Origin of the sequence: Chryseobacterium gilvum, from assembly GCF_025628965.1 — a bacterium.
Classification (GTDB): Bacteria; Bacteroidota; Bacteroidia; order Flavobacteriales; family Weeksellaceae; genus Chryseobacterium; species Chryseobacterium gilvum.
The window spans coordinates 152,428-179,206 of the sequence record NZ_JAOTEN010000004.1; the positions used below are offsets into that span (position 1 = coordinate 152,428).

Here is a 26,779-nt window from a genome sequence, read left to right on the forward strand (position 1 = left end):
TTTATATTTTGAGTTTCGGCGGTGGCTTTGCCACCGCCGAAACTTTATACCAACAAAATATATGAATCAATTGCATCAAAATTCCATATAAACTATCTTCTTATAAACTCCAGCATTACTTCCCACAATTGTATTCTTTTTCAGTGTACATTTTTACTCTGTAAAGAAATTCTTTTTCCAGCTTAGAGCTTTTGGTTATTTTTTCAACCTTTGTGAGCCAGTCATTACGATACGTCTTTGAAGTTTTATTTTTATAATCTTTTATGAGAATGGCATTTGTTTTTTCGTCCCAATTTCTTCCGCCTCTTTCACTGTTTTCACCGTAAGTTTCACTGATACTGTATAATGTGCGTATTGAATCATCTTCAAATATTATTTGTTCTTTAATAGTCGTTAATTCTCCATGATGCTCGATTTCTAAAAACTTCAACTTACAGCCTAAAAAATACGAAGCTTGTGGTGTAAGTCCGTCATATTGAAAATCAAATTTCCTAGCTTTTGATAATCGAACAGAATCTGAAAATCCTGAGCTTAAAGATTTAGATATTTCATTTGATTTTTTTATACAACTTAGATTAATAATTATTAAAAATAAAGCCAAGATGTTTAAAATATTTCTACTCATCTTAAACCTGTTATAATTCTTCAAGCGGATTCCAAAACAGCGTTTTGAAATTTTTGATCCTGAAATTTTCCACTACAATTCCTTCTGCTTCAAGCTTTTCCTGAAATTCAGGCACCGATAATATTCCGGAACTTGAAATCACACGATGCGCCGGAACATCTTTCGGACAGCCACCCATTGCTTTACCGACATGACGGGAATGATTGGGAAAACCCACTGCTTTGGCAATGGCTCCGTAACTTGAAACGCGTCCTTTGGGAATCAATCTGGAAACTTCCCAAACCTGCTGTTTAAATAGTTCGTTCATTTTTTAGATTTTTCTGAAACAAGCTTTCCAAATCATAACTTGCATTATTTTTGGATTCTCAACTATGCTAAAGATAAAGATATGAAAAAATCATTTTTCCGTCTGCTGAATAAGATCAATAAAAAAGTTTTGCCTAAACTAAGCGATAAAGATCCGTCGAAGCTTACTAAAATACAAAAAGCAATTGTAGCCTATCGTTATTTTGTCGTGATCAACTCTATGGACTGACTTCGCGTGAGGGATATGGAGGGCGCGAGCGAAGCGAGCGGTACAAAGTACCGGAACGAAGTGAAGCCCGGAGAAGCCCGACCCGAGCGTTGGACTTAGCATTGGAGCGGGACACGCCCAAATAAAATATATAAAAAAAACGCTCCAAATAAATGAAGCGTTTTTATTTCTTTTAAATGAAAATCTTAATTTTCTAAAATATAAGAGAACATCAAAGGTGCACAAATGGTTGCATCACTCTCAACGATAAATTTCGGTGTTGTAATATCCAATTTTCCCCAAGTGATTTTTTCGTTCGGAACCGCTCCGGAATATGAACCGTACGAAGTGGTAGAATCTGAAATCTGGCAGAAATAAGACCAGAACGGAATATCATGCATTTCCATATCCTGGTACAGCATCGGAACTACACAAATCGGGAAATCTCCCGCAATACCTCCTCCAATCTGGAAGAATCCTACTCCTTTTCCTGATGAGTTTTTCGTATACCAATCGGCTAAATACGTCATATATTCAATTCCGGACTTCATGGTTGTTGCCGTCAATTCTCCTTTAATACAATACGAAGCAAAAATATTTCCCATGGTGGAATCTTCCCATCCAGGAACCACAATTGGAAGGTTTTTCTCTGCTGCCGCAATCATCCATGAATTTTCTATCGGAATTTCGTAATACTGCTCCAAAACTCCGGAAAGAATCATTTTATACATAAATTCGTGCGGAAAATATCTTTCCCCTTTTGCTTCCGCGTCTTTCCAGATTTCAACGATATGTTTCTGTAGTCTTCTGAACGCTTCTTCTTCAGGAATACAGGTATCGGTAACCCTGTTTAAGCCTCTTTCCAATAAATCCCACTCATCCTGAGCCGTTAAATCTCTGTAATGCGGCACTCTTTCGTAATGAGAATGCGCAACCAGGTTCATTAAATCTTCTTCCAGGTTCGCTCCCGTACAAGAAATAAAATCTACCTTATCCTGACGAATCATTTCGGCTAAAATTTTTCCTAATTCTGCAGTAGACATGGCTCCTGCCAAAGTGATCATCATTTTTCCACCTTCTTTAAGATGGGCAACATATCCTTTGGAAGCATCTACCAAAGCGGCTGCATTGAAGTGCAGATAATATTTTTCTATGAACTCTGTAATCGGTTTGCTCATTTTTTTAAATTTTTACAAAGATAAAATTTAAAAACGGAAAGTGGCGGCTGCACTTAAAGAAACTCTGCTTAATCCTTCTTTCTGATCTTCATCAAAATTGTACGTGACACCATTGTATTTCATTTTACTGAGCGTTCCTCCGGTTAATCCTAGTTTTGGGCCGATTAGAAAGTTTCGGGAGATTTGATACTGATATGCAAAATCAATCTCCGCACCCAAATTGGAACCTGTTCCTTTTACAGAGCCAGTTTTTGTAGTATACGTAATAACTCCTAATGCTAAATCTAAAAACAGCTTATGTCTTGAAGGCTCGTTGTAATTTGAAATCAAAAAGCCAGGGCCGAAAAATGTGATATTATCTTTTGTGCTTACCGCCGCCGAAACGACATTTCCAGAGTTATTGACTACCGATATTCTTCCATTACTTGATGCGCTGTAATTGGAATATTTAACCCCAATTGCTACCGGTCCGTTCAAATGATAATATGCACCGATGTCAAAGTTGAAGCCTTTTTTCAGATCTTTGATATAATTTTTTTCATCATTGGTAAGTCCGCTTGGCAGCTCGGCAGTACGCCATCCAAATCCTACAGCAGGAATGATGGAGATTTTTGGTTGTTTTGAAGTTTCCTGTGCAGAAAATAGAAATGGGATCAGAAAAGCTCCGGGAAGCAATAGTTTTTTTAACATTATTTTTAATTTCCACAAAAATAATATTTTTCCTGAGATAGAGAATTAAAATTTAAAGCGCCTATTTTCTTTTTTGTCTGAATGCTGCTTTTTCTGTTGAATACGCTTTTCTACAGACGATCTTGTAGGCTTTGTTTTGGCTCTGAATTTGGGAATAATTAAAGCATTCTGAACGGTCTCGAGAATTCTCTCGGTCGCTATTTTTTTATTCTGAAGCTGGGTTCTGCTTTCTGACACATTAAAATATAAAAATCCTTCTGCATTGATCCTATTTTTTAATTTTTCGTGAATCAAAGATTTTTGCCTGTCATTGAAAAATTCGGAATCATCAATTTTCCAAAGTACTGTAACCGCGGTTTCTACTTTGTTGACGTTCTGTCCTCCTGCTCCACTGCTTCGGGAAGTTTTATAGCTGAGTTCTTTTGAAAAATCTATCATACGCTTAAATTGAGATCAAAACTGATCAGTACTTACTGTTTATATATTTTGTCAGTTCGGTACGGTCTAATTTTCCGTTTGGGGTTCTTGGAATTTTTTCAGTAAAAAAAATCTGTTTCGGTTTATGAAACTTCTTTTCAAATTGAATTTCTGATATTTTATTTTTCAGATCTTCAGATTCGATCCCTTCAACAACCATTACTAATTTTTGCCCTAAACTTTCATCATTCAGTGCAGAAAAAACAACTTCATTAGAAATTTCCTTTTTTACTAAAGCTTCCAGCTGTTCTGGAAAAATTTTAGCCCCTCCGGAATTGATTACGTTGTCTATTCTCCCCAAAAATCTAAACTGATCTTGATTTTTAATTTCAACTAAATCATTCGTTTTTAAAACTTCAGCATTCAGCATTGGCGCAAAAATAGTCAGGCAACCCCACTCATCTTGTGATATTTCTATATTTTTAAATACCGTGAAATAAGTATTGTCCGTTTTGGGGTACATTTCTTTTAATGCAATGTGAGAGAGCGTTTCAGACATGCCATACGTTTCATATATTTTTGTCTGAGCACCGGATTGTCTGAGCATCTGAACAATTTTTATTTTCAGAGATTCTGAAACAGCAGCCCCTCCAATAATGAGATTTTTAATATGGTGAATTTTATGCAAAGAATTTTCAACCTGCAAAGGCGTCATCGCACAAAAATCTATAGTTGAATTTAGATTTTCTAAAGGCTTGAGAAGCGGTTCAGCTATCATCAGATTCAGTTTTCTTTCAAAAGCCCGCACGATCATCATTTTCCCGGAAATATATTCTACAGGAAGACAAAGGAGCGCTGTATTTCCTTTTTTCAGCCCAAGAAAATCGCAGGTCAACTTTGCAGAATTCAGCATTTTACTTTTTTCAATCTCAAAAATTTTTGGAATCCCGGTAGATCCGGAAGTCTGTACAGGTACACATTCAGCATCTGAAAGCCATTCTTTAGCAAAAAGAAAGACTTTTTTTTCAAATTCTGTCTGCGGGTGTAAATTATTAATTTCGAGATTATTGAAACGGATCGTCATATTTTCTACAGCTAAAAACAGATGTAAATGTAAAAAAAAATAAAAAACGATTTGCATGTAAATAAAAAAACTGTAAATTTGCATCACCAAAATAAGCAGACCTATAGTGTAACGGTAGCACTCCGGTTTTTGGTACCGTCAGTCGGGGTTCGAATCCCTGTGGGTCTACAAACCATCCTTTTTCAAGGATGGTTTTTTATTTGAGTTCAAAAATTAATTGTCTATTTAATTTCATATTCAAAAAACAGAAAAAATTTGCACATCAATAAAAAAAGCTGCAAATTTGCACCACCAAAATAAGCAGACCTATAGTGTAACGGTAGCACTCCGGTTTTTGGTACCGTCAGTCGGGGTTCGAATCCCTGTGGGTCTACAAACCATCCTTTTTTCAAGGATGGTTTTTTTATGGGTTAAATCTCAATATTATTATTTTGAATAAAAAATTAATAAGCCCCTATTAAACAAGTACCATATTTATCAATATTCTTCTCAAAAATCTTCGGTTGGCAGGCATATTGCAGGTATTTCCAATGAAAGCCTTCAATCAAACATCATAAATAATCACAAAAGCACGTATTAATTTCCGAGTTTCATAATTAATAATTGTAATTATTTATATTTGTCTAAATCACAATACATTGAAACTGAAAATAAACAGAAGAAAGATTTTAAAAGGTATTGGTATCACGATAATTTCCATTATAGCACTGGTTATCATTTTGGTATTAAGTCTGCGACTTCCTGCCGTTCAGAATTACGTTAAAGAAAAGCTGGTTGTTTATCTCGAAAAAAAAATTAAAACAGAAGTAAGTTTAGATAAAGTATACATCGGATTTCCTAATAGTCTTGTGATGGAAAACCTTTATTTAAAGGGCCAAAAAACCGATACACTTCTTGCCGTCAGAAAGCTTGATGTAGGTCTAGACATGTGGCAGCTGATCAAATCTAAAGCCGATATCACCTCTGTAGATTTGGAAGGAGTACGTGCGAATATCGTTCGAAATCCGGGCGGAACATTCAATTTTGATTACATTATTGATGCTTTTGCCACCTCTGAAAAGCAGGAAAGCACTTCAAAGCCTTTTATCATTTCGCTGGATAAAATAAAATTAGAAGATATAGGATTATCTTTTGATGATCAGCAATCCCGTAATGACATCAATGTTTATTTTAAATCTTTTGACACAAGAGTCAAAACTTTTGATCTTCAAAATAATACTTATGCTGTTAATGACATCAATTTTGACGGATTAAAACTAAAGCTCAAACAGGATCTGGTAGAGGAAGTATCTAAAAATGTGGAGCAAAAAGTAGATTCGCTTAACCGTAAAAAGCCGATGAAATTGGAACTAAGCGGCATTAAGCTCACGAATTTTGATGTTGATTATGGTGACAACAATACCAAGACATTCGCAAAAGTTCTTTTTAAAGAATTAAGCACCAATATTAATAATCTGGATCTTGAAAATAATTCTTACAACGTTGGAAATATCTATTTAACCGGTGCAAATATCAATGCAAACCTGTTTCTTCCGGCTTCAAATGCAAATACTGAAGGGAATACAGACCAGAAATCATCAGCAAATCAGGGCGAGGAAAAAGCAATGAAGCTCCTTCTCGGTAAACTGATTTTTGATCAGGTAAAAATTGCCTATAACAATACGGCAGTCGCTCCTACCCGAAACGGAATGGATTTTAACCACCTGAATTTTGCCAAAATGAATCTCGATGTGCGAAATTTTAAAATGGAAAACAACCAGTTTGCGGGAAGTGTAAAATCAGCTGAAATTCAGGAACAGAGAGGGCTAAATATTCAGAAGTTCAATACCGATTTTGTTTACGAAAAAGAGCAGGCCTATCTTAAAAACTTATATCTGCAGACTCCAAAAACGGTGTTAAGAGATGAGATTATTCTCAATTATAATTCGGTTGAGCAATTATCTGTAAATCCGGGATCTGTAAAAATTTCAGCCGATATCCGGGATTCTAAAATCGGTTTTTCTGACATTCTGAACCTGGTTCCTACCCTGAGAAATACCGCTCCGTTTAATAAATATCCAAATGCTATTGTCAACATTAATGCTATCCTGAAAGGAACTATCAATGATCTGGCTATTCAGAATCTTAAAGTTTCAGGTTTAGACCGGTTGAAAGTTGCCGCTTCAGGAAGAATTAAAAATGCGATGAATCCGGATCAGTTGTATTATGACCTGAATATCGCAGAAATTTCCTCCTCCGCGAAAACCATTTTCAACCTGGTTCCCAAAAATACCATCCCGAGTACTATTTCTCTGCCTTCTTTCTTTACCATTAAAGGAACTGCAAAAGGCACAACCAAAGTCGTAGATACCCGTTTGAGATTGACTTCTACCCTCGGAAATGCAGGTATTATCGTTACAATTGATATGCGTAGAAAAAACCGTGAGCGATATGATGTGAAAGCCAATCTTCAAAACTTACAGATCGGAAAAATCATTCAGAATAAAGATTTAGGAGCCGTTACCGCACAGATCTCTGCAAAAGGTGAAAGTTTTGATTTCAAAAATGCCAATGCCAATCTGAAAGGTTTTGTACAGTCTGCCGTCTACAAAGGGTACCGTTATCAAAATATGAATCTTACTGGAAAAATCAATCGTGGTGTTTATCATATTATTTTAAATTCAAAAGATCCGAATGCCAATTTACAGTTAACGGCTTCCGGAGTGTATAATGACAAAAACCCGACAGTAAAAGTCAACGGAAATATCAACAAATTAGATTTAAATAAATTAGGATTCTACAGTTCTCCCATGATTATTGCCGGAGGAATTGACGGGGACTTTACAAATCTTGATCCTGATCATTTAAACGGATATCTCAATCTTAAAGATTTTGCAATTTCAGATACTAAAGAAGTGTATCCAATCCAGGAAGTGAATCTAAAAGCACTTTCTACAAAAGATTCTACAAAAATTACTTTCAATTCACAAATTGCAGATGTAGAACTGACAGGAAAATATAAACTGACTCAGATTTTTGGTGCTCTCCAACATACTGTCAATCAATATTACCAATTTCAGAAACCAGGTAAAACCCAGAAAATTGATGGCGGCCAGTATTTTACATTTAACGCTAAAATAAAAAATGATGACCTCATCAGAAAGTTTGTTCCGGAATTGAAAAGTTTTGAAACCATCAATTTGAATGGAAATTACAATGCAGATTCTCAGCAGATTTTGGTAGATGCACAGATTCCGCAGATTCTTTATGGAACGAATTCGTTAGAAAATACTTCGTTGAGGATTACTAATGAAAACCAAGCTTTACAATATAACCTTAATGTGGCTTCCTTAAAAAGTGAAAGTTTTGCCTTACAAAAAGTCAATATCAACGGAGATGTCGCCAATAATATCATCAATTATAACATTACTACAAAAGATGATAAAGACGCAACGCAGTTTTTAATTGCCGGAAATGCAAAATCGATGAACGATATCACAGAGATTTCGTTAAATCCGGATGGCTTAAAACTGAATTATATGGACTGGACCGTTGCCGAAAACAATAAAATACAAATTGGCAGCCGCGGAATTTCAGCAGATAATTTCAGACTATCCAGTGCAGGAAGTGAAATTCTTCTGCAGTCTGAAAGCAGTGCTCCTAATAGTCCGCTGAATGTTTCCTTAAAAGACTTTAAGATAGAAACCATTACAGAAATTATTAAAAAAGATTCGTTACTGGCAAAAGGAACGATCAACGGGACTGCGCAGCTGAAAAATATAACCAAAAACATGACCTTTACTTCAGATATTACGGTTTCTGATCTGATCGTATACGGAAGCCCGGTCGGAAATCTTGCGGTGAAGGTCAATAACAATGCTCCTAATCTTCTGAATGCAGATATTGCCCTTTCAGGAAATAATAATGATGTAAAAATTACCGGCGATTACAACACTTCTACTAGCCGTTTTGATCTTGATCTTAATATGAATCAGCTTCAGATGAAAACACTTCAAGGGTTTACTATGAATGCGATTACCGATACGGAAGGTTATATTTCAGGAAAACTAAAAGTGACGGGAGATACAAAAACTCCCAACATTTTAGGAAATCTGAAAATGAATAATGTAGGTCTGCAGATTGCAAAAACAGGAAGTGATTTCAGAAACATCAATGATGATATCGATTTTACAAACCGCGGGATTGAATTTGATCAGTTTAAAATCAACGATAAAGACGGAAATTCTCTTGTGATAGACGGGCAGGTTCTTACACAAACTTACAGAGATTTTGCATTTAATCTTGATGTAAATGCCAAAGATTTTAAAGTTGTAAATTCTGAAAAATCAAATGACGCGATGATGTACGGAATTCTTGCCATTGACGCGGCGTTACAGGTACGCGGAAATCTTGACCTGCCTAAAGTGGACGGAAGATTGTCTGTCTCTAAAAATACGGATTTCTCATTTGTTCTGCCGCAATCAAGTCCATCGTTACAGGAAAGAGACGGGATTGTAGAATTCATAGATCAGGATCAGGTTGCTTTAAATAAAACCATTACGACAGATTCACTCGATTCTCAGACTAATTTTAAAGGAATGGATGTGAGTGTAAATATTGAAGTTGATAAAGAAGCCAAATTATCAATCATCATTGATAAAGCCAACGGAGATTTCGTTAATCTTCAGGGACAGGCGGAACTTACCGGTGGAATTGACCCTTCAGGAAAAACAACTTTAGTAGGCGTTTATGAAGTGGAAAAAGGAAGCTATGAACTTTCCGTAAGCCTTCTCAAAAGAAAATTTGATATCGAGAAAGGAAGCACGATTACCTGGACCGGCGAACCTACAACAGCTACTTTAGATATTACCGCCGTATATAAAACCGAAGCAGCACCGATTGATTTAGTTGAACAGCAGATCGGTTCCATGACGGCCGCCGAAAGCAATATGCTGAAGCAACGAATTCCGTTTAATACGTTACTGAAACTGAAAGGCGAGCTTCTGAAACCGCAAATTTCGTTTGATATTACCACAGCAGAAAAAAATAATGCAGTCGCTTCTTCTGTTACTGAAACCGTAGATGCAAAACTCGAGCAGTTAAGAAGAGAAGAATCTGAAATGAATAAACAGGTTTTTGCCTTATTGCTTCTCAACCGTTTTATCGGTGAAAATCCTTTCCAGAGTAATTCCGGATTATCCACAGAAACTTTGGCAAGGCAGAGTGTGAGTAAGATTCTTTCGCAGCAGCTGAATAATTTAGCTTCTGACTTAATAAAAGGAGTCGACTTAAATTTTGACCTTGAGTCTACCGAAGATTATTCTACGGGTGTACAGAACACAAGAACCGATCTGAACATCGGCATCAGCAAAAAACTTCTGAACGACCGTCTGAAAGTATCTGTGGGAAGTAATTTCGGATTGGAAGGCGAAACAAGACAAAACGAAAGTGCTACAAATATTGCAGGAGACGTCACCGTAGATTACAGCCTTTCCAAAGACGGAAGATATATGTTGAGAGCGTATCGTAAAAATGATTATCAGGTTGCTCTTCAGGGACAGATCATCGAAACCGGTGTAGGATTTATCATCACTTTGGATTATGATAAATTCAAAGATATTTTCCGGAAATCAAGGAAAAATAAGAGACAGAATAAAGATAGCCAGGTTGTAGAATTTAAATAATTATTGTTATTAAATCAATATGAAAAGCAGACTCAACATATTTCTAAAATATTTTTTGATCGCAGGATTCGCCTTTGTGATTATTTCGTGCAGCAATACCAAATTTCTAAAAGAAGGGCAGTTATTATATACCGGAGCCGAAATTAATATTGAAAATGATACCCTTCCGAAAAAAGATAAAAATGAACTAAAAGCCGCACTGGAAGAAAATCTTACTCCAAAACCCAACTCTTCTTTTCTGGGACTTAGACCAAAACTTTATGCGTACAATGCAACCAAAGAACCTAAAAAACAAAAAGGAATCCGATATTGGCTGAAATATAAATTCGGGGAAGAACCTGTATTACTGGGAGATGTAGACCGGGAATTCAACAAAGATATTATTGAAAATTATTCTGAAAACAAAGGATATTTCAATGCAAAAGCAACCTACGATACGGTATCAAAAAATAAAAAAGCCAAAGTTATTTATACGTTAAAACCGGGAGCAAGATATTTAATCAGCAATGTGAATTTTCAGGCAGATTCTTCTGTTATCAATCAGGAAATTCAGAAAACGAAAGAAAAAACTTTACTTAAAAAAGGAAATCCTTTTGATCTTGATGTTATTAAGGCTGAACGAGAACGCATTGACAATAATCTAAAAGAAAATGGTTTTTATTATTTCAATCCGGATAACATAATCGTTCAGGCAGACAGTACGGTGAGTAAAAACCACACGGTGGAGATGAATGTGAAATTAAAAGAAAATACTCCGGATTTAGCAAAAGCACAGTTTACCATAGATAAAGTAGTCGTTTTTCCTAACTATAATATCCGTGATGTTAAAAAAGGAAAATATAAAATCCCGATGAATCCGGATTCGCTATCGGGCTACGCGTATGGCGATATTTTTGTAGTAGATCCTGATAAAAAATTTAAACCTAAAATTTTTGACCGCGCTCTTTATTTTGAAAAAGGAGACCTGTATAATAGAAAAGATCATAATCTTACGCTCAACAGATTGATTAGTCTGGGTGTTTTTAAATTTGTAAAAAACGAATTTGTCGTTTCAGATTCTTTACAACACAAGTTTGATGCGTATTATCTTTTGACCCCGAAAGAACTGCAATCATTACGTCTGGAAGCTTTAGGAAGAACCAATTCTGCAAATTACGCAGGAAGCGAACTTAACCTGAACTGGACGCACCGTAATTTTTTCCGTGGTGCAGAACAGTTTAAAGCTTCTGTTTACGGTGCTTTTGATGTGCAAATAGGCGGCCCGAAAGATGCTGAAAACATTTTCAGAGCCGGAACCAATGTACAGTTATCCATCCCAAGAATTGTCGCACCATTCCGTTTTAATTCTTCCAGCGCTTTTGTGCCGAGAACCAATATTATTTTAGGATACGAATTTCAAAACAGGACCACTTTATATACTCTCAATAATTTTAATGCATCATTTGGCTACACCTGGAAAGAAAATGTACGGAAAGAACATGAGCTGAAGCTGATTGACATCACCTTTGTAGATCCAGCCAATGTAACCCCGAAATATCTTGAGAGTATAGGAAACAGTCAATATTTAAAACGAGCTGTAGAACCTCAGCTGATCTACGGACCTACTTATTCTTATACTTACACGACCACCATGCTTCCGAGAAAAAATACATTTTATTACAAAGGTATGCTTGATTTGGCAGGAAATATTACCGGGCTTTTAACAGGAGCCAATTATAAAAAAGGAGAAGTAAAGGAGATCTTCGGAGTTCCGTTCAGTCAATATGCGAAGATTGAAAATGATTTCAGATTTTATCACAAATTTGCTGAAAAAACCTCTATTGCAACCCGGCTGATCGCCGGTGCCGCAATCCCATACGGGAATTCAGAAAACATCCCTTTTGCAAGACAGTTTTTTGTGGGCGGAAGCAACAGTATCCGTGCTTTCAGAGCAAGAACTTTAGGCCCGGGAAGTTATGACCCGAGAACACAGGAAGCCGGATTTTTATTTGATCAGTCGGGTGATATTAAGCTGGAGCTGAACGCAGAGTACCGCGCCAATCTTTATAAATTCCTGAATGTTGCCGTATTTGCAGACGCAGGAAATATCTGGCTGGTCAACGAAGATCCGGACAGACCCGGCGCAAAATTTTCAAAAGATTTTTTAAGTGAAGTTGCAGTAGGTGCAGGTGTGGGTTTACGGTTAGACTTTTCCATTTTACTATTGAGACTTGATTTAGCGATGCCGTTAAGAGTTCCTTATTATGAAAAAGGAGATCGATGGGCTTTTGACAGGATCAATTTTGGAGACGGAAGCTGGAGGAGAGATAATCTTATTTTAAATATAGCAATCGGATATCCTTTTTAATTATGATAAAAGAAATTCAGTTTTTTTGGAAGGCTTTAAAAGAAGCTTTTGCAGAATGGAACAGTTCTTCCGCATCTAATGACTCGGCTAGTTTAGCATATTATGCTATCTTTTCAATTCCGGGATTGCTGATTATTATCATCTGGATTGCCGGAAATTTTTTTGGTGAAGAAGCGATACGCGGACAAATTACTTCACAAATCAGCGGACTGATGGGAAAAGATGTCGCCAAAAGCATTCAGGATATGATTGCCGGAGCATTGATTGATAAAGAAAATATTTTTATGAAAATCGTGGGAATTGGATCACTTGTTTTTGGTTCTACTACCCTGTTTTTCCAGTTGCAAAAATCTCTTAACAATCTTTGGGATGTAGAAGCTGCTCCGAAAAAAGCTTTGGTGAAATTTCTTCTCGACCGGGCCAATTCTCTAGGAATGATTTTGATTTTAGGTTTTTTATTGATGATTACGATGGTTTTATCGTCATTAATCAGCCTGTTTAATAATTTTATCACCAATTATTTTGGTCTGGAAACTTATCTTATTGTAGAAATTATCAATTTCACCATCGGTTTTGGCATTGTTGTATTGCTTTTCGCTTTAATGTTTAAGGTATTGCCCGATGTAGAGATAAGCTGGAAATCGGTCTGGAAAGGAGCTATACTTACTTCGGTACTGTTTACGCTTGGTAAATTCTTGCTGAGTTTATATTTTAGTGAATTAAAACCTACTTCCGCTTTTGGAGCTGCCGGAACCGTTATTTTAATTATGATGTGGATCAATTATTCCTGCATGCTTATTTTTTTCGGGGCCGAATTTACAAAGGTGTATACCTACAGAAAAGGGTATAAAATTGTCCCTTCAAAACATGCAAAGTGGAGCAATTCAAAACTGTATAAAGACAGTCAGCATGTAGAGTCTGAAAATAAATAATAATAAAAAAGCCTCTTTATGAAGAGGCTTTTTTATTTACATTCTGTTAACCGTTTTTATTCCCAGCAAATGTAAAGATTTTTGGATAACTTTACCTGTAAGATCAGAGAGATTCAGACGGAACTGTTTTACCTCTTCATCCTCAAGCTTTACAATGACATTGCTCTGGTAAAATGAATTATACGCTTTCACCAGATCATACACATAATTGGCAATCAAAGCCGGACTTAATGCTTCAGCCGCTTTTTCTACTACCGTTTTATAATTGGCCAAAAGCATAACCAGTTCTTTTTCAAAATCATTCAGAACAACATCAGAAGTTTCCTTATACCTATAATCTGCTTTTGCTTTTAATGACTGAATACGTGCATACGTGTACTGAATAAAAGGGCCTGTGTTTCCGTTAAATTCTATGCTTTCTGCCGGATTGAAGAGCATTTTTTTCTTCGGGTCAACTTTTAGCATGAAATATTTTAGAGCACCGATTCCTATCGCTTCGTAAGATGCTTCTTTTTCTTCTGCAGACTGGTTTTCTAATTTCCCTAATTCCTGGGACTTCAGTTTTGCCGTATCGTACATTTCCTGCATCAGATCATCTGCATCGACTACCGTTCCTTCACGGGATTTCATTTTACCTTCCGGAAGCTCTACCATTCCGTATGACAAATGGAACAATTGCTCTGCCCAAGAATAGCCTAATTTATGGAGGATTTTAAATAAAACCTGAAAGTGATAGTCCTGCTCATTTCCAACCGTATAAATTAATTTCTGAATATTATTTTCTTTAAACCGCTCAACAGCCGTTCCCAAATCCTGCGTCATATATACTGAAGTCCCGTCTGAACGCAGCAGAAGTTTCTGATCTAAACCTTCATCCGTAAGATCACACCAAACCGAGCTATCCTCTTTCTGATACAAAATACCTTTATCCAAACCTTCCTGAATAAGGTCTTTTCCTAATAAATAAGTATTGCTCTCATATTGCACCTGATCAAAATCTACTCCTAATCTCTGATACGTTTCATTAAACCCTTTGTATACCCACGAATTCATTTTGTTCCATAGGTTTCTTACATTTTCGTCTCCATTTTCCCAATCAAGAAGCATTTTCTGAGCTTCCTTCATGATTTCTGTTTCAGGTTTACAAATTTCTTTTATATTAGATTTCTCAGCTTCAATTTTACCCTCAATATCTAATACATCTTTTAAAATATGTACAAAAGTTCCAGACTGCTGCTTAATAATTTCCAATTCTTGTTCATCAAAAATATCCTCTACCTTCTTGGCAACTGTAGAAATTAATAAATCGTTCTCTAATGTAATTTTAAATTGCTTATCAAACTCTCCGTGAAGTGTTGACAGCTGTGATAAATCTAATGCCTGGAGCAATTCTTTTTTCTTAGCTTCTAGAATCTTTATTTTTTCATTTAAAGCCCGTACTTCATTTTTCTTTGGGGTATCAAATTGATCAAATTGATTAACCCGGAAATCTTCATAGATCATTTGCGTCTGTATTTTCAGTTCTTTATCAAACGCAACGTAATAGTTTCCCACAAAATGATCGCCTTTGATATGCGTCGTTTCAGGAGTTTCACCGTTCCCGAATTTTTCCCAGGCCAACATTGATTTACAGATATGAATTCCTCTGTCGTTGATGATTTGTGATTTGATAACATCATATCCCGCTTCCTTAAGAATCTGTGCAACGGAAAAACCTAAAAGATTATTTCTGACATGGCCTAGATGCAGAGGTTTATTGGTATTGGGTGAAGAATATTCTACCATTACCGAAGAATTTTTCTTGTGGATGGTTTCCAGCTGATCATAAACCGCTTTAAACTGATCAACAAAAAACTGATTTTTCACCTTTACATTTAAAAACCCTTTTACGACATTGAAACTTTCAACCAAATCTGTCTGTGTGGTCAATGTTTGTCCCAACTCCATTCCTATGGTTTCAGGATTTTTTTTCAGCTGTTTTACCAGAGGAAATGTAACGATGGTAAAATCTCCTTCATATTCTGTTTTGTTTTCCTGAATTTCCAAATTAATATCTTTTAGCTGATATACATTCAGAATGACTTCAGCCAATTTTTCTTCAATACTATCTTTAATATTCATGGTCTAAATTATTTTTTAAAGGTTTTATAGAATAACCTTATTCATCTCTCACTTTGAAATACAAATATACGGAAATAAAAAAACCGCCCGAAGGCGGTCAAAATATATTAAAAATTTGTTTGCATTAGAATTTATCCCAGAAGATTTTTGTGGTTAGCAAATCTCCTCCGATGGCTGAAGATGCTGCAGCTACATTTGCTGCATTGGTTTGATATTCACTTGCAGGATAAGCCATGCGAACAGGAACACTGTTAATGGTCGCCGCGGTCGCTGGCTGTAATGCCGGAAAATCTAGTCTTCTCCAGAAATTCCAAGAGGTTAACGGCTGATTATACATAGCTACCCAGGCTTGGGTACCCACTGACTGTTTCCAGTTTGCAGAATTATAGGGATGAGCTGCAATGTATGCTGCAGCATCCGAACTAATTCCCCAATCTGCAAATGATGAAGTAATCGCATTGGTATAATTTGTAGTTGCACTACCTCCGATCCCCCAACGAGCACTTGCTTCAGTAAGATAAAATGCTACTTCCGTATAATTCATTAAAATTCCAGGTGTAGTAGTAGTATAGGCAAATGTTCCAGGTGCAGAAAATTGAGAAAAAGAAGCAGGTTGCCCAATAACTTGTCCGATATAATTGCCCGTAGTTCCTACCGGTTTAAAATACTTAGATATTCTTGTATCGTTATTGGCATTCATATAATCAATTAATGTTTTACCTCCTACAAAGTCATTTCTGTTGTTGGCTTTTACATTTTCATAAATTGGGCTATAGTTAGGTGAACCTGTTAAATATTGAAGCTTACAATCATCTGCAGATGATGTGATTACCCCATTATTGATTGCAGTAGTTGCAGTTTGCTGAGCTAATGTAGGGTTAGAGTCTGCAATCGCAATTCCTAATTTAAGTAAAAGAGAATTACCAAAAGTTTTCCAAGAATCCAGATCCCCTGAATAGAACAAATCTGCTGAAGAAAAATCATCGGAAGCAGAATTAAGATCACCTGTAACATCAATACTCGCAATGTCCTGTTGTAATCTTGTAATCAAATTAGTATAAATATCTGCACCATTATCGTATGCAGGTGCAACATTATTTCCAAGCTGGTTTGATTGAGAGTATGGGATATTCCCAAATGTATCAACTAGATTTTGATAAGTATATACTTGCATAATATCAATTACAGCCAACTGATTTTTCTTAATCGTAGGCCAAGTAAGTACTTCCGAAGGAACAGGCTGATAAGCATTTATTAAATCTTTAGCTTTAACCAAACTGTTCAGTACATTTACATAATTATCAATATAAATCTGGTTGGAAACGTTTCTGTTTGTAAAATTATAGTTACTTTCTTCCACATAAGTTGTTTCCTGCCAATATTGCATTGTCAATCTAAAATTATTTTCATTGACACTTGGTGTATTAACATAATCACTTAATTCTTTCTGAGCATTGGTAACTAGAGTAGATGGAATGGTTGTATACGCTGAATGGGGGTCAGTATTAATATCCTCTGTTGAACAACTGACTAATAATGTCCCTAATAATATCGGTATTATTATGATTTTTTTCATTTTCCTTTTTTTTAAAAATTAACTTTTACATTAAATGAGAAATTTCTCGTTGTTGGCATAACTCCGGATTGGTATCCTTGTAAATTCCCTGAAGACAAACCTGCTTCCGGATCGGCATAGGGTAAATTTTTATGAATAATCCAAAGGTTGCTGCCGATAACACTAAATGACATCCCTTGTATAAATTTAGAGCCTAAAGTTTCTTTTGACAATGAGTACGTAATTGATGCTTCTCTTAGTTTTACATAACTTGCATCATACACAAATGCAGCAGCAGGAGGATCGGTATTAAGAACCTGACTAGACTGTGATTTGTCTAATCTTACATTATTTACCGAATAAGTTCCGTTAGAATTCTGTATTACACCCGGTAATATAACCCCACCACCTTCTGCTAAAGTATTTCGCACAGGATTTCCTAAATCATTAAGCCCTGCCGACTCTGGATAAAGTCCTGTTCCATAACCATATGACTGATCTAAAGAAAATACTTTACCCCCTTGTTTGGCATCAATTAAGAAGCTTAAAGAGAGGTTTTTATAACTAACCGTGTTTCGTAGACCCCCGAACCATTTAGCCTGATAACTTCCCAAATTATTATTGGTACTTGTTGTTTTAAGATAAGCACCTGTATCAGGATCGATTACTTTCTGTCCGTCTGGTGAATATATAAAATCAGAACCGTAAATTGTTCCATATAATCCTCCTACAGGAGCATTTAAAGTAACTCCACCTTGTGAAGTATTGGTCTGTAAAGCTAAGTTATCTACTCCACCTTTAAGTGCTGTAACAGTTGTTTTAGGATTAGACCAGTTTGCTACTAAATTCCAGGAAAAATTTTGAGATTTAATTGGAGTCAATCGTAACGAAAGTTCAAATGCTTCTGTTCTCAAATTTCCAATATTTTGCTTTTGTAATGTAGTTCCTGATGCGTATGAAACCAATACATTTGAAATTAAATTTTCCGAATCATTCTTATACCATGTTGCATCAAATCCAATTCTGTTTTTAAGGAAAGAAGTTTCTATCCCAAATTCCATACTTTTTAGCTTCTCAGCTACTAGATCTGGATTTTTTAAGATACCGTTAAATTGATAAGTAGGTAAGCTGCCAAATGGAGAGCCTGCTAAATAAGTATCTATTAACTGATTAGCATCTGTATCATTTCCTACAATTGAATAGTTAGCACGTGCTTTACCAAAACTCAACCATGGTGCTTTGATTAAGTTTGAAAACACAACACTTCCCGAAATCGAAGGGTACCAGTATACATTATGCCCAGCCGACAATGCGGTTGTCTGATCTCTACGTACTGTTCCTTCGATATAATAAGTACTTTTATATCCCAAGCTTGCTTGTCCAAAAACACCTATGACCTGTTTGCTGGTATCACTGGTTAAATTAAGAGGTCGTTCTTTAGAATTTGAAATGTCAAAATAGTTGGGAACGCTCAAACCGCCTACAGTAGAATGTACATCTGAATAGGAAGAGTTATAGCGGATGTTGGTTCCTAAAACTGCATTCAAATTTAAATCTTCTGTAAGATCTTTTTTGTAAGTACCTATAAAGTCATAATTTCTTTCAGATAATCTGTAATTACCTATATTATATCCCGAAGGTTGAGCAGTGTTGATATTTAATCCAAAAATATTAGGAACAGATCCGTTTGCTTTTCTTTCTTCAGTAGTCATACTGTAGCTATCGTTACTTAATCTTACTAAGAAATTTAATTCTTTTGAGACATCATAGCTTAAAGCAACATTTCCACTAAATCTGTCTCTTGAATCATTCTGATAATTTTGATAGCGCTGAAAATAAATATTATCCCAATATTGTGGAGAAAGATCGGTAGGATCAGTAATATTCCATGTATAATTTTGATGAGATATATTGTAAAAGTCTTCTTGCTGCTTCAAATCAACATTGGTTGGCCACCATTGTCTGAAGCCAGACATAATATTTCCATTATATCCGGTATCATTACGACCTCTTGTTTTTTGTGTAATATAATTCGCATATAATGAAGCCGTTAAATTATCTGTTATTTTATAAGATGCATTACCTCCGAAATTATTTTTTACCAAAGAGCTATTCGGCATAATGTCTGTCGCATCCAAATTGGTATAGTTGATTCTATACGTTGCCACATCACTTGCTCCACTAAGAGAAAGGCTATTGGTAAAGTTGGTTGCATTTTTGAAAAACGTTATTGGACCATTTTTAGCCATTGTCCATGGAGTTGCTTTTCCAAAATTAGGAGATCCCGGTATAAATGCATCATATTGATATACCAACAAATTTGGATCATATCTCGGTCCATACGACGCATCACTTCCGAAGCCTACAGCAAGTCCTCCATTATAACTTCCCCATTCATCTTCACCGAAATATCCTTCTCCATATTCAGTTTGATATTTAGGAAAGGTCGATCTGTCGATAGTAGACATTGTTATCGAACTGGAATATTCTAAACCGATTCCTTTTTGGTTTTTTTTACCTTTTTTCGTAGTAATAATAATCGCTCCATTTGCAGCTCGGGAACCATACAAAGCAGCGGCGGCGGCACCTTTCAACACGTTGATCGTTTCTACATCGTTTGGATTTATATCCGAAGCCGCATTACCATAATCAACCCCATACCGACCAGTTGTCTGGCTGGAAGTATTGATATTGTTGTTGATAATCGGAACTCCGTCTACAACGAATAATGGCTGATTTGTTCCTGAAAAGGATTTAAAGCCTCTCAAAACAACATTGATAGATCCTCCAAAGTTTGTACTTTGTTTAATATCCATCCCAGCAACCTGTCCTGATAAATTGTTTAGAAAGTTAGGTGTCGGATTTTTATTTACATCTTCACCTTTTACTTCTTGAGTAGCGTATCCTAAGGATTTCTTTTCTCTCTTAATCCCAAGCGCAGTAACAACTACACCTTCAATTTCTTGTGTTTTTAAGGTATCACCTGGTTTTGTTTGTGCGTTAGCAACAATAAAAGACGATGACATTACTACAAGTAATATACCTGCTGTTAGTTTCTTCATATTATATTAATTTAGTGTTAACAAAGTTGTAAAACTTTATTGATATTTCAAAATAAAAAGATAAAAAAATACTATTTTATCCATATAGATTATATTTTTATTAATTTTACAGCTTCAAAAATGTTAATTTTTATGGAATTAATAAGAAAATGGTCTACATTTTACATCGAGGCAGGATGTGATGAGGTGGGAAGAGGTTGTTTGAGCGGTCCCGTTGTAGCTGCTGCGGTTATTTTAGATCAAAATTTTGAACAGGATCTCATTGATGACTCTAAAAAGCTTAATGCAAAAACAAGAATCAGCCTTGACAGCTATATAAAAGACCATGCAGTGTGCTTTGCAATTGCAGAACTCTCTCCGACGGTAATTGATGAGCATAATATCTTAAACGCAAGTATTCATGCGATGCATCTGGCTCTAGACCAGTTAAAAATAAGACCCGAATTTATTTTAGTAGACGGCAACAGATTTCATCCCTACAATTTTATTCCTCATGAATGTATCATCAAAGGAGATTCTAAAATACTGTCTATCGCTGCCGCATCTATCCTGGCAAAAAACTATAGAGACCAGCTTATGATTCAGCTTCACGAGGAGCATCCTGAATATGGCTGGAACACCAATTTCGGATATGCTACCAAACAGCATCAGGAAGCTTTAATTAAACATGGGCCTACCAAACATCACAGGCAGTCATTCAGGCTTAAATATGATTAATCTTTACTGATATCAATAAAAAAAGAGAAGCAGTTGTGCTTCTCTTTTTTTTAGTCTATTATTTCTTTTTCTTCTGCTCTACCGCTTTTTGCTGGTCCTGAGCTTTTTCCATCATTTCTCTCATCCTTTTCTGGAATTTCCCCTCAGATTTTGGCTTCTCTTTATTGGCCTGAATCTGAGCATGAATTTTCTTTTCGTCCAGAATGATATATTTAATGACAAAAATGATTAAAATATTGATCGCGTTTGATACAAAATAATACCATGATAAACCTGAAGCTGAAGTGTTCAGGAAGAATAAAAATGTAATCGGGAAAATATACATCAATACTTTCATATTCGGCATCCCTTCCTGTTGTGGCTGCTGCATATTTCCTGAAGTCATCACGGTATAGATCAAAATCACAATGGTACACGCAATTGCGAAAATACTTAAATGATCTCCTAAAAACGGTACTTTCATTGGTAATTTAATCAAATCATCATATGCTGTTAAGTCTTTGGCAAACCAGAATCCCTGTCCTCTTAAATCAATAAAATTTGGGAAGAAACGGAATAATGCATAGAAAATAGGAATCTGAACGAGTGCCGGCAAACATCCCGCCATTTGATTCACTCCGGCTTTCCGGTAAATTTCCATCGTTGCCTGTTGTTTTTTCATAGGATCTGCATCCTTAAATTTTGCATTGGCCTCGTCAATTTCCGGACGGATCACTTTCATCATTGCACTCAGTTTATGCTGCTTGTACATAATTGGCGATAAGATAAGCTTTACAATGATCGTCATTAAGAAAATCACCCAACCCGCTGTAATTCCCCAGGATGCAATAAGATTATACATCGGCATGAAGAATCCGCGGTTCATCCACCCGATAAATGACCAGCCTAATGGTAAAATATCGTCGAAGTTTTTATCGTACGTTTTTAATAATTTTAAATCCAACGGCAGAAAATACCAGTTAAAATCCTGATTCAGCTCATTCCCTGTCATTTGTACCTGGCCTGCATAATCCAGTTTTTTTAAATATTCTCCCTCTTCAAAAGCTTCCTGATTTCCTGTACTTTTTGTGAAACCATTTTTCGCTTCAATAACAGAAGAGAAAAACTGCTGCTTTACTCCAACCCAGTTTAGCGTTTCATCGGGTTCTTCCATCGTCGTTCTTCCATCATAATCATAGTCTTTATAATTATTAAATGCATAAGAAAATTCTGAATGCGATTGCTCCTGAGCTCTTCCTTTTTCTAAATTTCTTACCCTGTAATCCCAGATAAAATCAGCTTTCGTATCGGAAGTTACTTTTGCCAAGCCCTGACTTCTTACTTTAAAATCTACGGTATATTCATCTTTTAAGGTATAGATAAACTGAATCACCGCTTCATTATAATTGGCGGTCATGGTTACCGTATTTCCGCTTACAGAAGGTGAAAAGACCAAATCTTTGGTATTGATTGTCTTCCCGGTTTTGTCTTTAAACTGAAACCCGTAATTGGAATTATTTTTAGTAATCAGATTAAGCGAAAGATCTGCTTTATCGGTTTTGCGGTCATACGCTTTGTATTTCAATAGCTCGACCTTAGAGATTTGGCCTCCCAGACTTGAAAATTCCAGATTCAGCTCTTTATTTGAAAGATTTGAAACCTTAATGGCATTTGGCGTGACATTAGGATTGATATTAGTTGCCTGAGTTGGTTTTACGGCATTTTTAACCTGTTCTGTTTTTGTCTGTCCAGCTTTTACCTGTTCTTCTTTCTGCTGTTTATTCTGGAAATAAAACATAAATCCGAAGAGGACCAAACATAAAACCGCAAAACTAATAATCTGACTTTTATCGAGTCCGTTGTTCTGTTGCATTTTATTTTAATTAAAATTTTACTATTTAAAGAATAAGTAGCATGCTACTTATTTTGAGTCGACAAAAATACTGTTTTTTTTATCAAAACTCCATCTTTTATAGATTACTATATAATAAACTCAGGCTGATAATCATCAGCCTGAGTTTATCTATGACGTTTGTAATGATAGATTTACCTTACTTCTGCTCACAAGCTTTAATAAATGCGCGGAATAAAGGATGTGGTGTTGCCACGGTGCTTTTGTATTCCGGATGGTATTGTACCCCCACATAAAAAGGATGATCTGCAAGCTCGAGTGCTTCTACCAAACCGGTTTCAGGATTGGTACCGGTTGCCGCAAAACCATTTTTCTCAAATTCCTGAAGATATTCACTGTTGAATTCGTACCGGTGACGGTGTCTTTCAGATATATGTTTACTGCCGTAGATATCATGTAATTTTGAACCGCTTTTCAGCGAACATTTCCAGGCTCCGAGACGCATTGTGCCTCCTTTATCTACTACATTCTTCTGTTCTTCCATGATTGAAATCACAGGATCCGGAGTGGAGGTGTCAAATTCCATCGAGTTGGCTTTTGAATGTCCGAGAATATTTCTGGCAAATTCTATCGTCATAATCTGCATTCCGAGGCAAATTCCCAACATCGGAATTTTATTTTCTCTTGCATATTTTGCGGTAAGAACCTTTCCTTCAATTCCTCTGTCGCCAAAACCAGGTGCTACCAGAATTCCGCACACTCCGTCTAATGTCTGTTTAATGTTTTCCTGGGTTAAATCACCACTGTATACCCATCTTATTTTCACTTCGGTTTCCAGATCTGCACCTGCATGTTTGAAAGCTTCCGCGATAGAGATATAAGAATCCTGGAGAGAAATATATTTTCCTACCAAAGCGATTTCTACGGTTCTTTTAGGATTCTGAAATTTTTTAAGGAAAGTTTTCCATTCTTTCAGATCAGATTCTTTATCACTTTTCAGATCCAGGCCTTTCATCACCACCTCATCAAAATTCTGCTTTTGAAGATACATCGGTACTTCATAGATGGTTTCCAGATCTTTACATTCGATTACATTATCTAAGGATACATTACAGAACTGCGCTAATTTTGCTCTTTGGTCTTTCGGGATTTTATGTTCTGTTCTGCAGACTAAAACATCAGCCATAATTCCGCTTTCCATCAATTGACGAACAGAGTGCTGAGAAGGTTTTGTCTTTAATTCTCCGCTGGAAGCCAAATACGGCAATAAAGTAAGGTGAATCACCATCGAGTTTTTCTCACCCAATTCCCACTTCAGCTGACGAACAGTTTCTATATAGGGTAAAGATTCAATATCTCCTACAGTTCCGCCGATCTCTGTGATGATAATATCGTAGTTTTGCTTAGACAGAATTTTAATCCTGCGCTTGATTTCGTTGGTAATATGAGGAATAACCTGCACGGTTTTCCCAAGAAAGTCTCCTTTTCTTTCTTTTTCAATGACGGTCTGATAGATTTTCCCGGTCGTTACGTTGTTATTCTGAGAAGTTGGAGCATCAAGATAACGCTCATAGTGGCCTAAATCCAGATCTGTTTCCGCACCATCTTCGGTAACGTAGCATTCTCCGTGTTCATAAGGGTTCAGCGTTCCCGGGTCGATATTGATGTAAGGATCTAATTTTTGGATCGTTACATTAAAGCCGCGTGATTTTAGCAGAAGTCCCAGAGAAGCAGAAACGATTCCCTTTCCCAAAGATGAAGTTACACCTCCTGTCACAAAGATGTACTTTGTATTCTTTTTACTCATTAGATTAGGTTTGTGCAAAGTTAGGGGAAAAAGCAAAGCAAAGCAATTTTTAGATTTTTAAATTTAGAGAAGTCTGTGTCGTGCGGTGATTTAAATAATGTAGGGGTTATTCGCTCTGATCATTCTTAATAAAAAAGGTTTTCAAAATAAATTGAAAACCTTCCCTTAAACCAAATTGTATATATAAAAATTATTGCTTCACCAGTTCAAAATACAGATTCACCTCAACGTCTTTGGCAACTCCTGCACCGGTAGGATCATATTTAATATTATAATCCAGACGATTGACCGTAAAACTGGTCTGGAAACCCATCACTTCCTTGCCCTGTTGGTTTTTTGCTATTCCGCCATAGGTTACAGGAACACTGATTTCTTTAGTGACATCTTTAATCGTAAGATTTCCTTTAAGGGTATACATATTGTTTTTACCTTTCGTCAGAGAAATACTTTGAAATTTTATAGCAGAAAACTGTTCACCCGCAAAAAAATCTGCACTTTTCAAATGCGTGTCTCTCATTTCAACGCCTGTATTTATAGAATTTACATCTACCAAGAAAGACATTTTAGCATTATCCAAACCAGCTCCCGGAGTCACTACATTTCCCTCAAACTTATCAAATCTTCCCTGTACAAAGCTGATCCCCATATGTTTGATGTTAAAATTAACAGAAGAATGCATAGGATCTACATTCCAGGTAGACTGTGCGAAGGCGATGATGCTTACAAAAGCAAATACAAAGCTTAATATTATTTTTTTCATGTTTAAAAATTATGATGCAAATATAATTGATAATATATTGACATTCATTGATGTATGATAAGAATTTATTGAGTCTGAAATTTTAAAAAGTTTTTATAATTTTACAGTATGGCAAAACTTAGAACAGCATATTTCTGTCAAAATTGCGGATCGCAATATTCTCAATGGATGGGGCAATGCAAAAATTGCGGCGAGTGGAATACTTTAGTGGAAGAAATTGTAGAAAAAACTCCACAAAAAAGCTTATCTCTTTCAAAAGGTAAACAAAACGTCATCAATATTATAGAAGTAGAAACCAGCGAAGAGCCGCGCATTAAAACCCCTTCTGATGAGCTCAACCGTGTTCTGGGAGGCGGTATTGTTTTAGGCTCGGTTACGTTAATTGGCGGAGAACCCGGAATCGGCAAATCTACCCTGCTTCTGCAGCTTGCCCTAAAGATGAAGAAAAAGATCTTCTATGTTTCCGGGGAAGAAAGTGCTTCTCAGATTAAAATGAGAGCCGACCGATTGACAGAAGTACAAAACCCCAACTGTTTTCTGTACACCGAAACTTCCCTAGAAAAAATTCTGCATGAGGCTAAAAAATTAGAACCCGATTTCGTCATTATCGATTCTATACAAACGTTACAGTCTCAGCTGATTGAAAGCTCTCCTGGAACCGTTTCCCAGATCAGAGAATGTTCTAATGAAATCATTAAATATGCTAAAGAATACAATGTTCCGGTATTTTTAGTGGGACATATTACTAAGGATGGACAGATTGCAGGTCCGAAAGTCTTGGAACACATGGTGGATGTCGTTTTGAATTTTGATGGTGACCGGAATCATCTTTTCAGGCTTTTACGGGCCAATAAAAACCGTTTTGGCTCTACTGCCGAGATCGGGATTTATGAAATGGTTTCTCAAGGTCTGAAAGAAATCAAAAACCCTTCTGAGATTTTAATTACCAAAAAATTTGAAGAACTTTCCGGAAATTCTGTTGCGGTAACTTTGGAAGGAAATCGCCCCATGCTGCTCGAAATTCAGGCTCTGGTAAGTACTGCGGTATACGGAACTCCACAGAGAAGCTCCACAGGATTTGATGCCAAAAGACTGAATATGCTTCTTGCCGTACTGGAAAAAAGAGCTGGTTTTCAATTAGGTGCAAAAGATGTTTTTCTCAATATTACAGGAGGCATCAAGACCGACGATCCTGCTTTGGATCTTGCCGTTGTCGCTTCTATCCTCTCATCCAATGAGGATATTGCCATTTCGGAACATTTTTGTTTTGCAGGAGAAATCGGGTTAAGTGGAGAAATCCGACCGATTGCACAAGCCGAACAAAGAATTTCTGAAGCTGAAAAGCTGGGGTATGAGAAAATATTTGTTTCCAATCTCAATAAAATTCCGAAGAAAAAATACGGAATTAAAATTGAAGAAGTAAGCAAAATTGAAGATTTTCATGATCGTCTGTTTTAACCCATAAATTCATTTTAA

The 26,779-nt window shown here is 36.2% G+C and carries 18 protein-coding genes and 2 tRNA genes; 8 read left to right on the plus strand and 12 right to left on the minus strand.

Features of this window, described 5'->3' with window-relative positions:
* Positions 1-115 precede the first annotated feature (115 nt).
* Both N0B16_RS12625 and N0B16_RS12630 read right to left on the minus strand, forming a co-directional pair.
* A complete protein-coding gene (locus N0B16_RS12625; RefSeq protein ID WP_262991305.1) occupies positions 116-625 on the minus strand; it encodes a hypothetical protein in 510 nt (169 codons plus the stop codon).
* Between the two features lie 10 nt (positions 626-635).
* Positions 636-932: an MGMT family protein gene (locus N0B16_RS12630; RefSeq protein ID WP_262991306.1), complete on the minus strand. Its 297-nt coding sequence runs from the start codon at positions 930-932 to the stop codon at positions 636-638.
* An 81-nt stretch (positions 933-1,013) separates the two neighbouring features.
* Between N0B16_RS12630 and N0B16_RS12635 the strand changes: the two genes are divergently transcribed.
* Entirely contained in the window at positions 1,014-1,160 is a 147-nt protein-coding gene (locus N0B16_RS12635; protein WP_262991307.1) for a hypothetical protein, read from the plus strand.
* 185 nt (positions 1,161-1,345) lie between these two features.
* Here N0B16_RS12635 and N0B16_RS12640 read toward each other — a convergent pair whose 3' ends face one another.
* From N0B16_RS12640 to N0B16_RS12655, 4 genes are read right to left on the minus strand one after another with little or no spacing between them, the layout of a single operon-like run.
* Positions 1,346-2,317 carry a deoxyhypusine synthase family protein gene (locus N0B16_RS12640; protein WP_262991308.1) on the minus strand — a complete coding sequence of 324 codons (972 nt, stop codon included), beginning with the start codon at positions 2,315-2,317 and terminating at the stop codon, positions 1,346-1,348.
* 27 nt (positions 2,318-2,344) lie between these two features.
* A complete protein-coding gene (locus tag N0B16_RS12645) occupies positions 2,345-3,007 on the minus strand; it encodes a hypothetical protein (protein WP_262991309.1) in 663 nt (220 codons plus the stop codon).
* Between the two features lie 45 nt (positions 3,008-3,052).
* Positions 3,053-3,445 (minus strand): alternative ribosome rescue aminoacyl-tRNA hydrolase ArfB, encoded by a 393-nt coding sequence (arfB, locus tag N0B16_RS12650; RefSeq protein ID WP_262991310.1) that lies wholly within the window; start codon positions 3,443-3,445, stop codon positions 3,053-3,055.
* 25 nt (positions 3,446-3,470) lie between these two features.
* On the minus strand, positions 3,471-4,508 hold the full coding sequence (locus tag N0B16_RS12655) for an AMP-binding protein (RefSeq protein ID WP_262991311.1): 1,038 nt from the start codon (positions 4,506-4,508) through the stop codon (positions 3,471-3,473).
* 97 nt (positions 4,509-4,605) lie between these two features.
* On the opposite strand from N0B16_RS12655, the gene N0B16_RS12660 reads away from it, so the two are divergent.
* From N0B16_RS12660 to N0B16_RS12680, 5 genes are all read left to right on the plus strand, one after another.
* A tRNA-Gln gene (locus N0B16_RS12660) sits at positions 4,606-4,676 on the plus strand.
* A 134-nt stretch (positions 4,677-4,810) separates the two neighbouring features.
* Positions 4,811-4,881: transfer RNA gene (locus tag N0B16_RS12665), tRNA-Gln, on the plus strand.
* A 265-nt stretch (positions 4,882-5,146) separates the two neighbouring features.
* On the plus strand, positions 5,147-10,171 hold the full coding sequence (locus N0B16_RS12670; protein WP_262991312.1) for a translocation/assembly module TamB domain-containing protein: 5,025 nt from the start codon (positions 5,147-5,149) through the stop codon (positions 10,169-10,171).
* A 19-nt stretch (positions 10,172-10,190) separates the two neighbouring features.
* Positions 10,191-12,518: a translocation and assembly module lipoprotein TamL gene (gene tamL / locus N0B16_RS12675; RefSeq protein WP_262991313.1), complete on the plus strand. Its 2,328-nt coding sequence runs from the start codon at positions 10,191-10,193 to the stop codon at positions 12,516-12,518.
* Positions 12,519-12,520: 2 nt separating this feature from the next.
* Positions 12,521-13,450, plus strand: a complete 930-nt coding sequence (locus tag N0B16_RS12680) for a YihY/virulence factor BrkB family protein (RefSeq protein ID WP_262991314.1) — start codon at positions 12,521-12,523, stop codon at positions 13,448-13,450.
* A gap of 36 nt (positions 13,451-13,486) precedes the next feature.
* On the opposite strand, the gene argS is transcribed toward N0B16_RS12680, so the two are convergent.
* From argS to N0B16_RS12695, 3 genes are all read right to left on the minus strand, one after another.
* Positions 13,487-15,571, minus strand: coding sequence for an arginine--tRNA ligase (gene argS / locus N0B16_RS12685; protein ID WP_262991315.1), 2,085 nt, complete (start codon positions 15,569-15,571; stop codon positions 13,487-13,489).
* A 124-nt stretch (positions 15,572-15,695) separates the two neighbouring features.
* On the minus strand, positions 15,696-17,147 hold the full coding sequence (locus tag N0B16_RS12690; RefSeq protein ID WP_262991316.1) for a SusD/RagB family nutrient-binding outer membrane lipoprotein: 1,452 nt from the start codon (positions 17,145-17,147) through the stop codon (positions 15,696-15,698).
* An 11-nt stretch (positions 17,148-17,158) separates the two neighbouring features.
* On the minus strand, positions 17,159-20,188 hold the full coding sequence (locus tag N0B16_RS12695; RefSeq protein WP_262991317.1) for a SusC/RagA family TonB-linked outer membrane protein: 3,030 nt from the start codon (positions 20,186-20,188) through the stop codon (positions 17,159-17,161).
* Positions 20,189-20,320: 132 nt separating this feature from the next.
* On the opposite strand from N0B16_RS12695, the gene rnhB reads away from it, so the two are divergent.
* The gene (rnhB, locus tag N0B16_RS12700; protein ID WP_262991318.1) at positions 20,321-20,905 is read left to right on the plus strand and encodes a ribonuclease HII; all 585 of its coding nucleotides are present in this window, start codon (positions 20,321-20,323) and stop codon (positions 20,903-20,905) included.
* A 58-nt stretch (positions 20,906-20,963) separates the two neighbouring features.
* Here the strand turns inward: rnhB and yidC are convergent, their stop codons facing one another.
* The 3 genes from yidC to N0B16_RS12715 all read right to left on the minus strand — a co-directional run bounded on the left by yidC (position 20,964) and on the right by N0B16_RS12715 (position 25,303).
* A complete protein-coding gene (yidC, locus tag N0B16_RS12705) occupies positions 20,964-22,757 on the minus strand; it encodes a membrane protein insertase YidC (RefSeq protein WP_262991319.1) in 1,794 nt (597 codons plus the stop codon).
* Positions 22,758-22,935: 178 nt separating this feature from the next.
* Positions 22,936-24,543 carry a CTP synthase gene (gene pyrG, locus N0B16_RS12710; protein WP_262991320.1) on the minus strand — a complete coding sequence of 536 codons (1,608 nt, stop codon included), beginning with the start codon at positions 24,541-24,543 and terminating at the stop codon, positions 22,936-22,938.
* A 190-nt stretch (positions 24,544-24,733) separates the two neighbouring features.
* Entirely contained in the window at positions 24,734-25,303 is a 570-nt protein-coding gene (locus N0B16_RS12715; RefSeq protein WP_262991322.1) for a YceI family protein, read from the minus strand.
* A 108-nt stretch (positions 25,304-25,411) separates the two neighbouring features.
* Between N0B16_RS12715 and radA the strand changes: the two genes are divergently transcribed.
* On the plus strand, positions 25,412-26,761 hold the full coding sequence (gene radA, locus N0B16_RS12720) for a DNA repair protein RadA (RefSeq protein ID WP_262991323.1): 1,350 nt from the start codon (positions 25,412-25,414) through the stop codon (positions 26,759-26,761).
* Positions 26,762-26,779 lie beyond the last annotated feature (18 nt).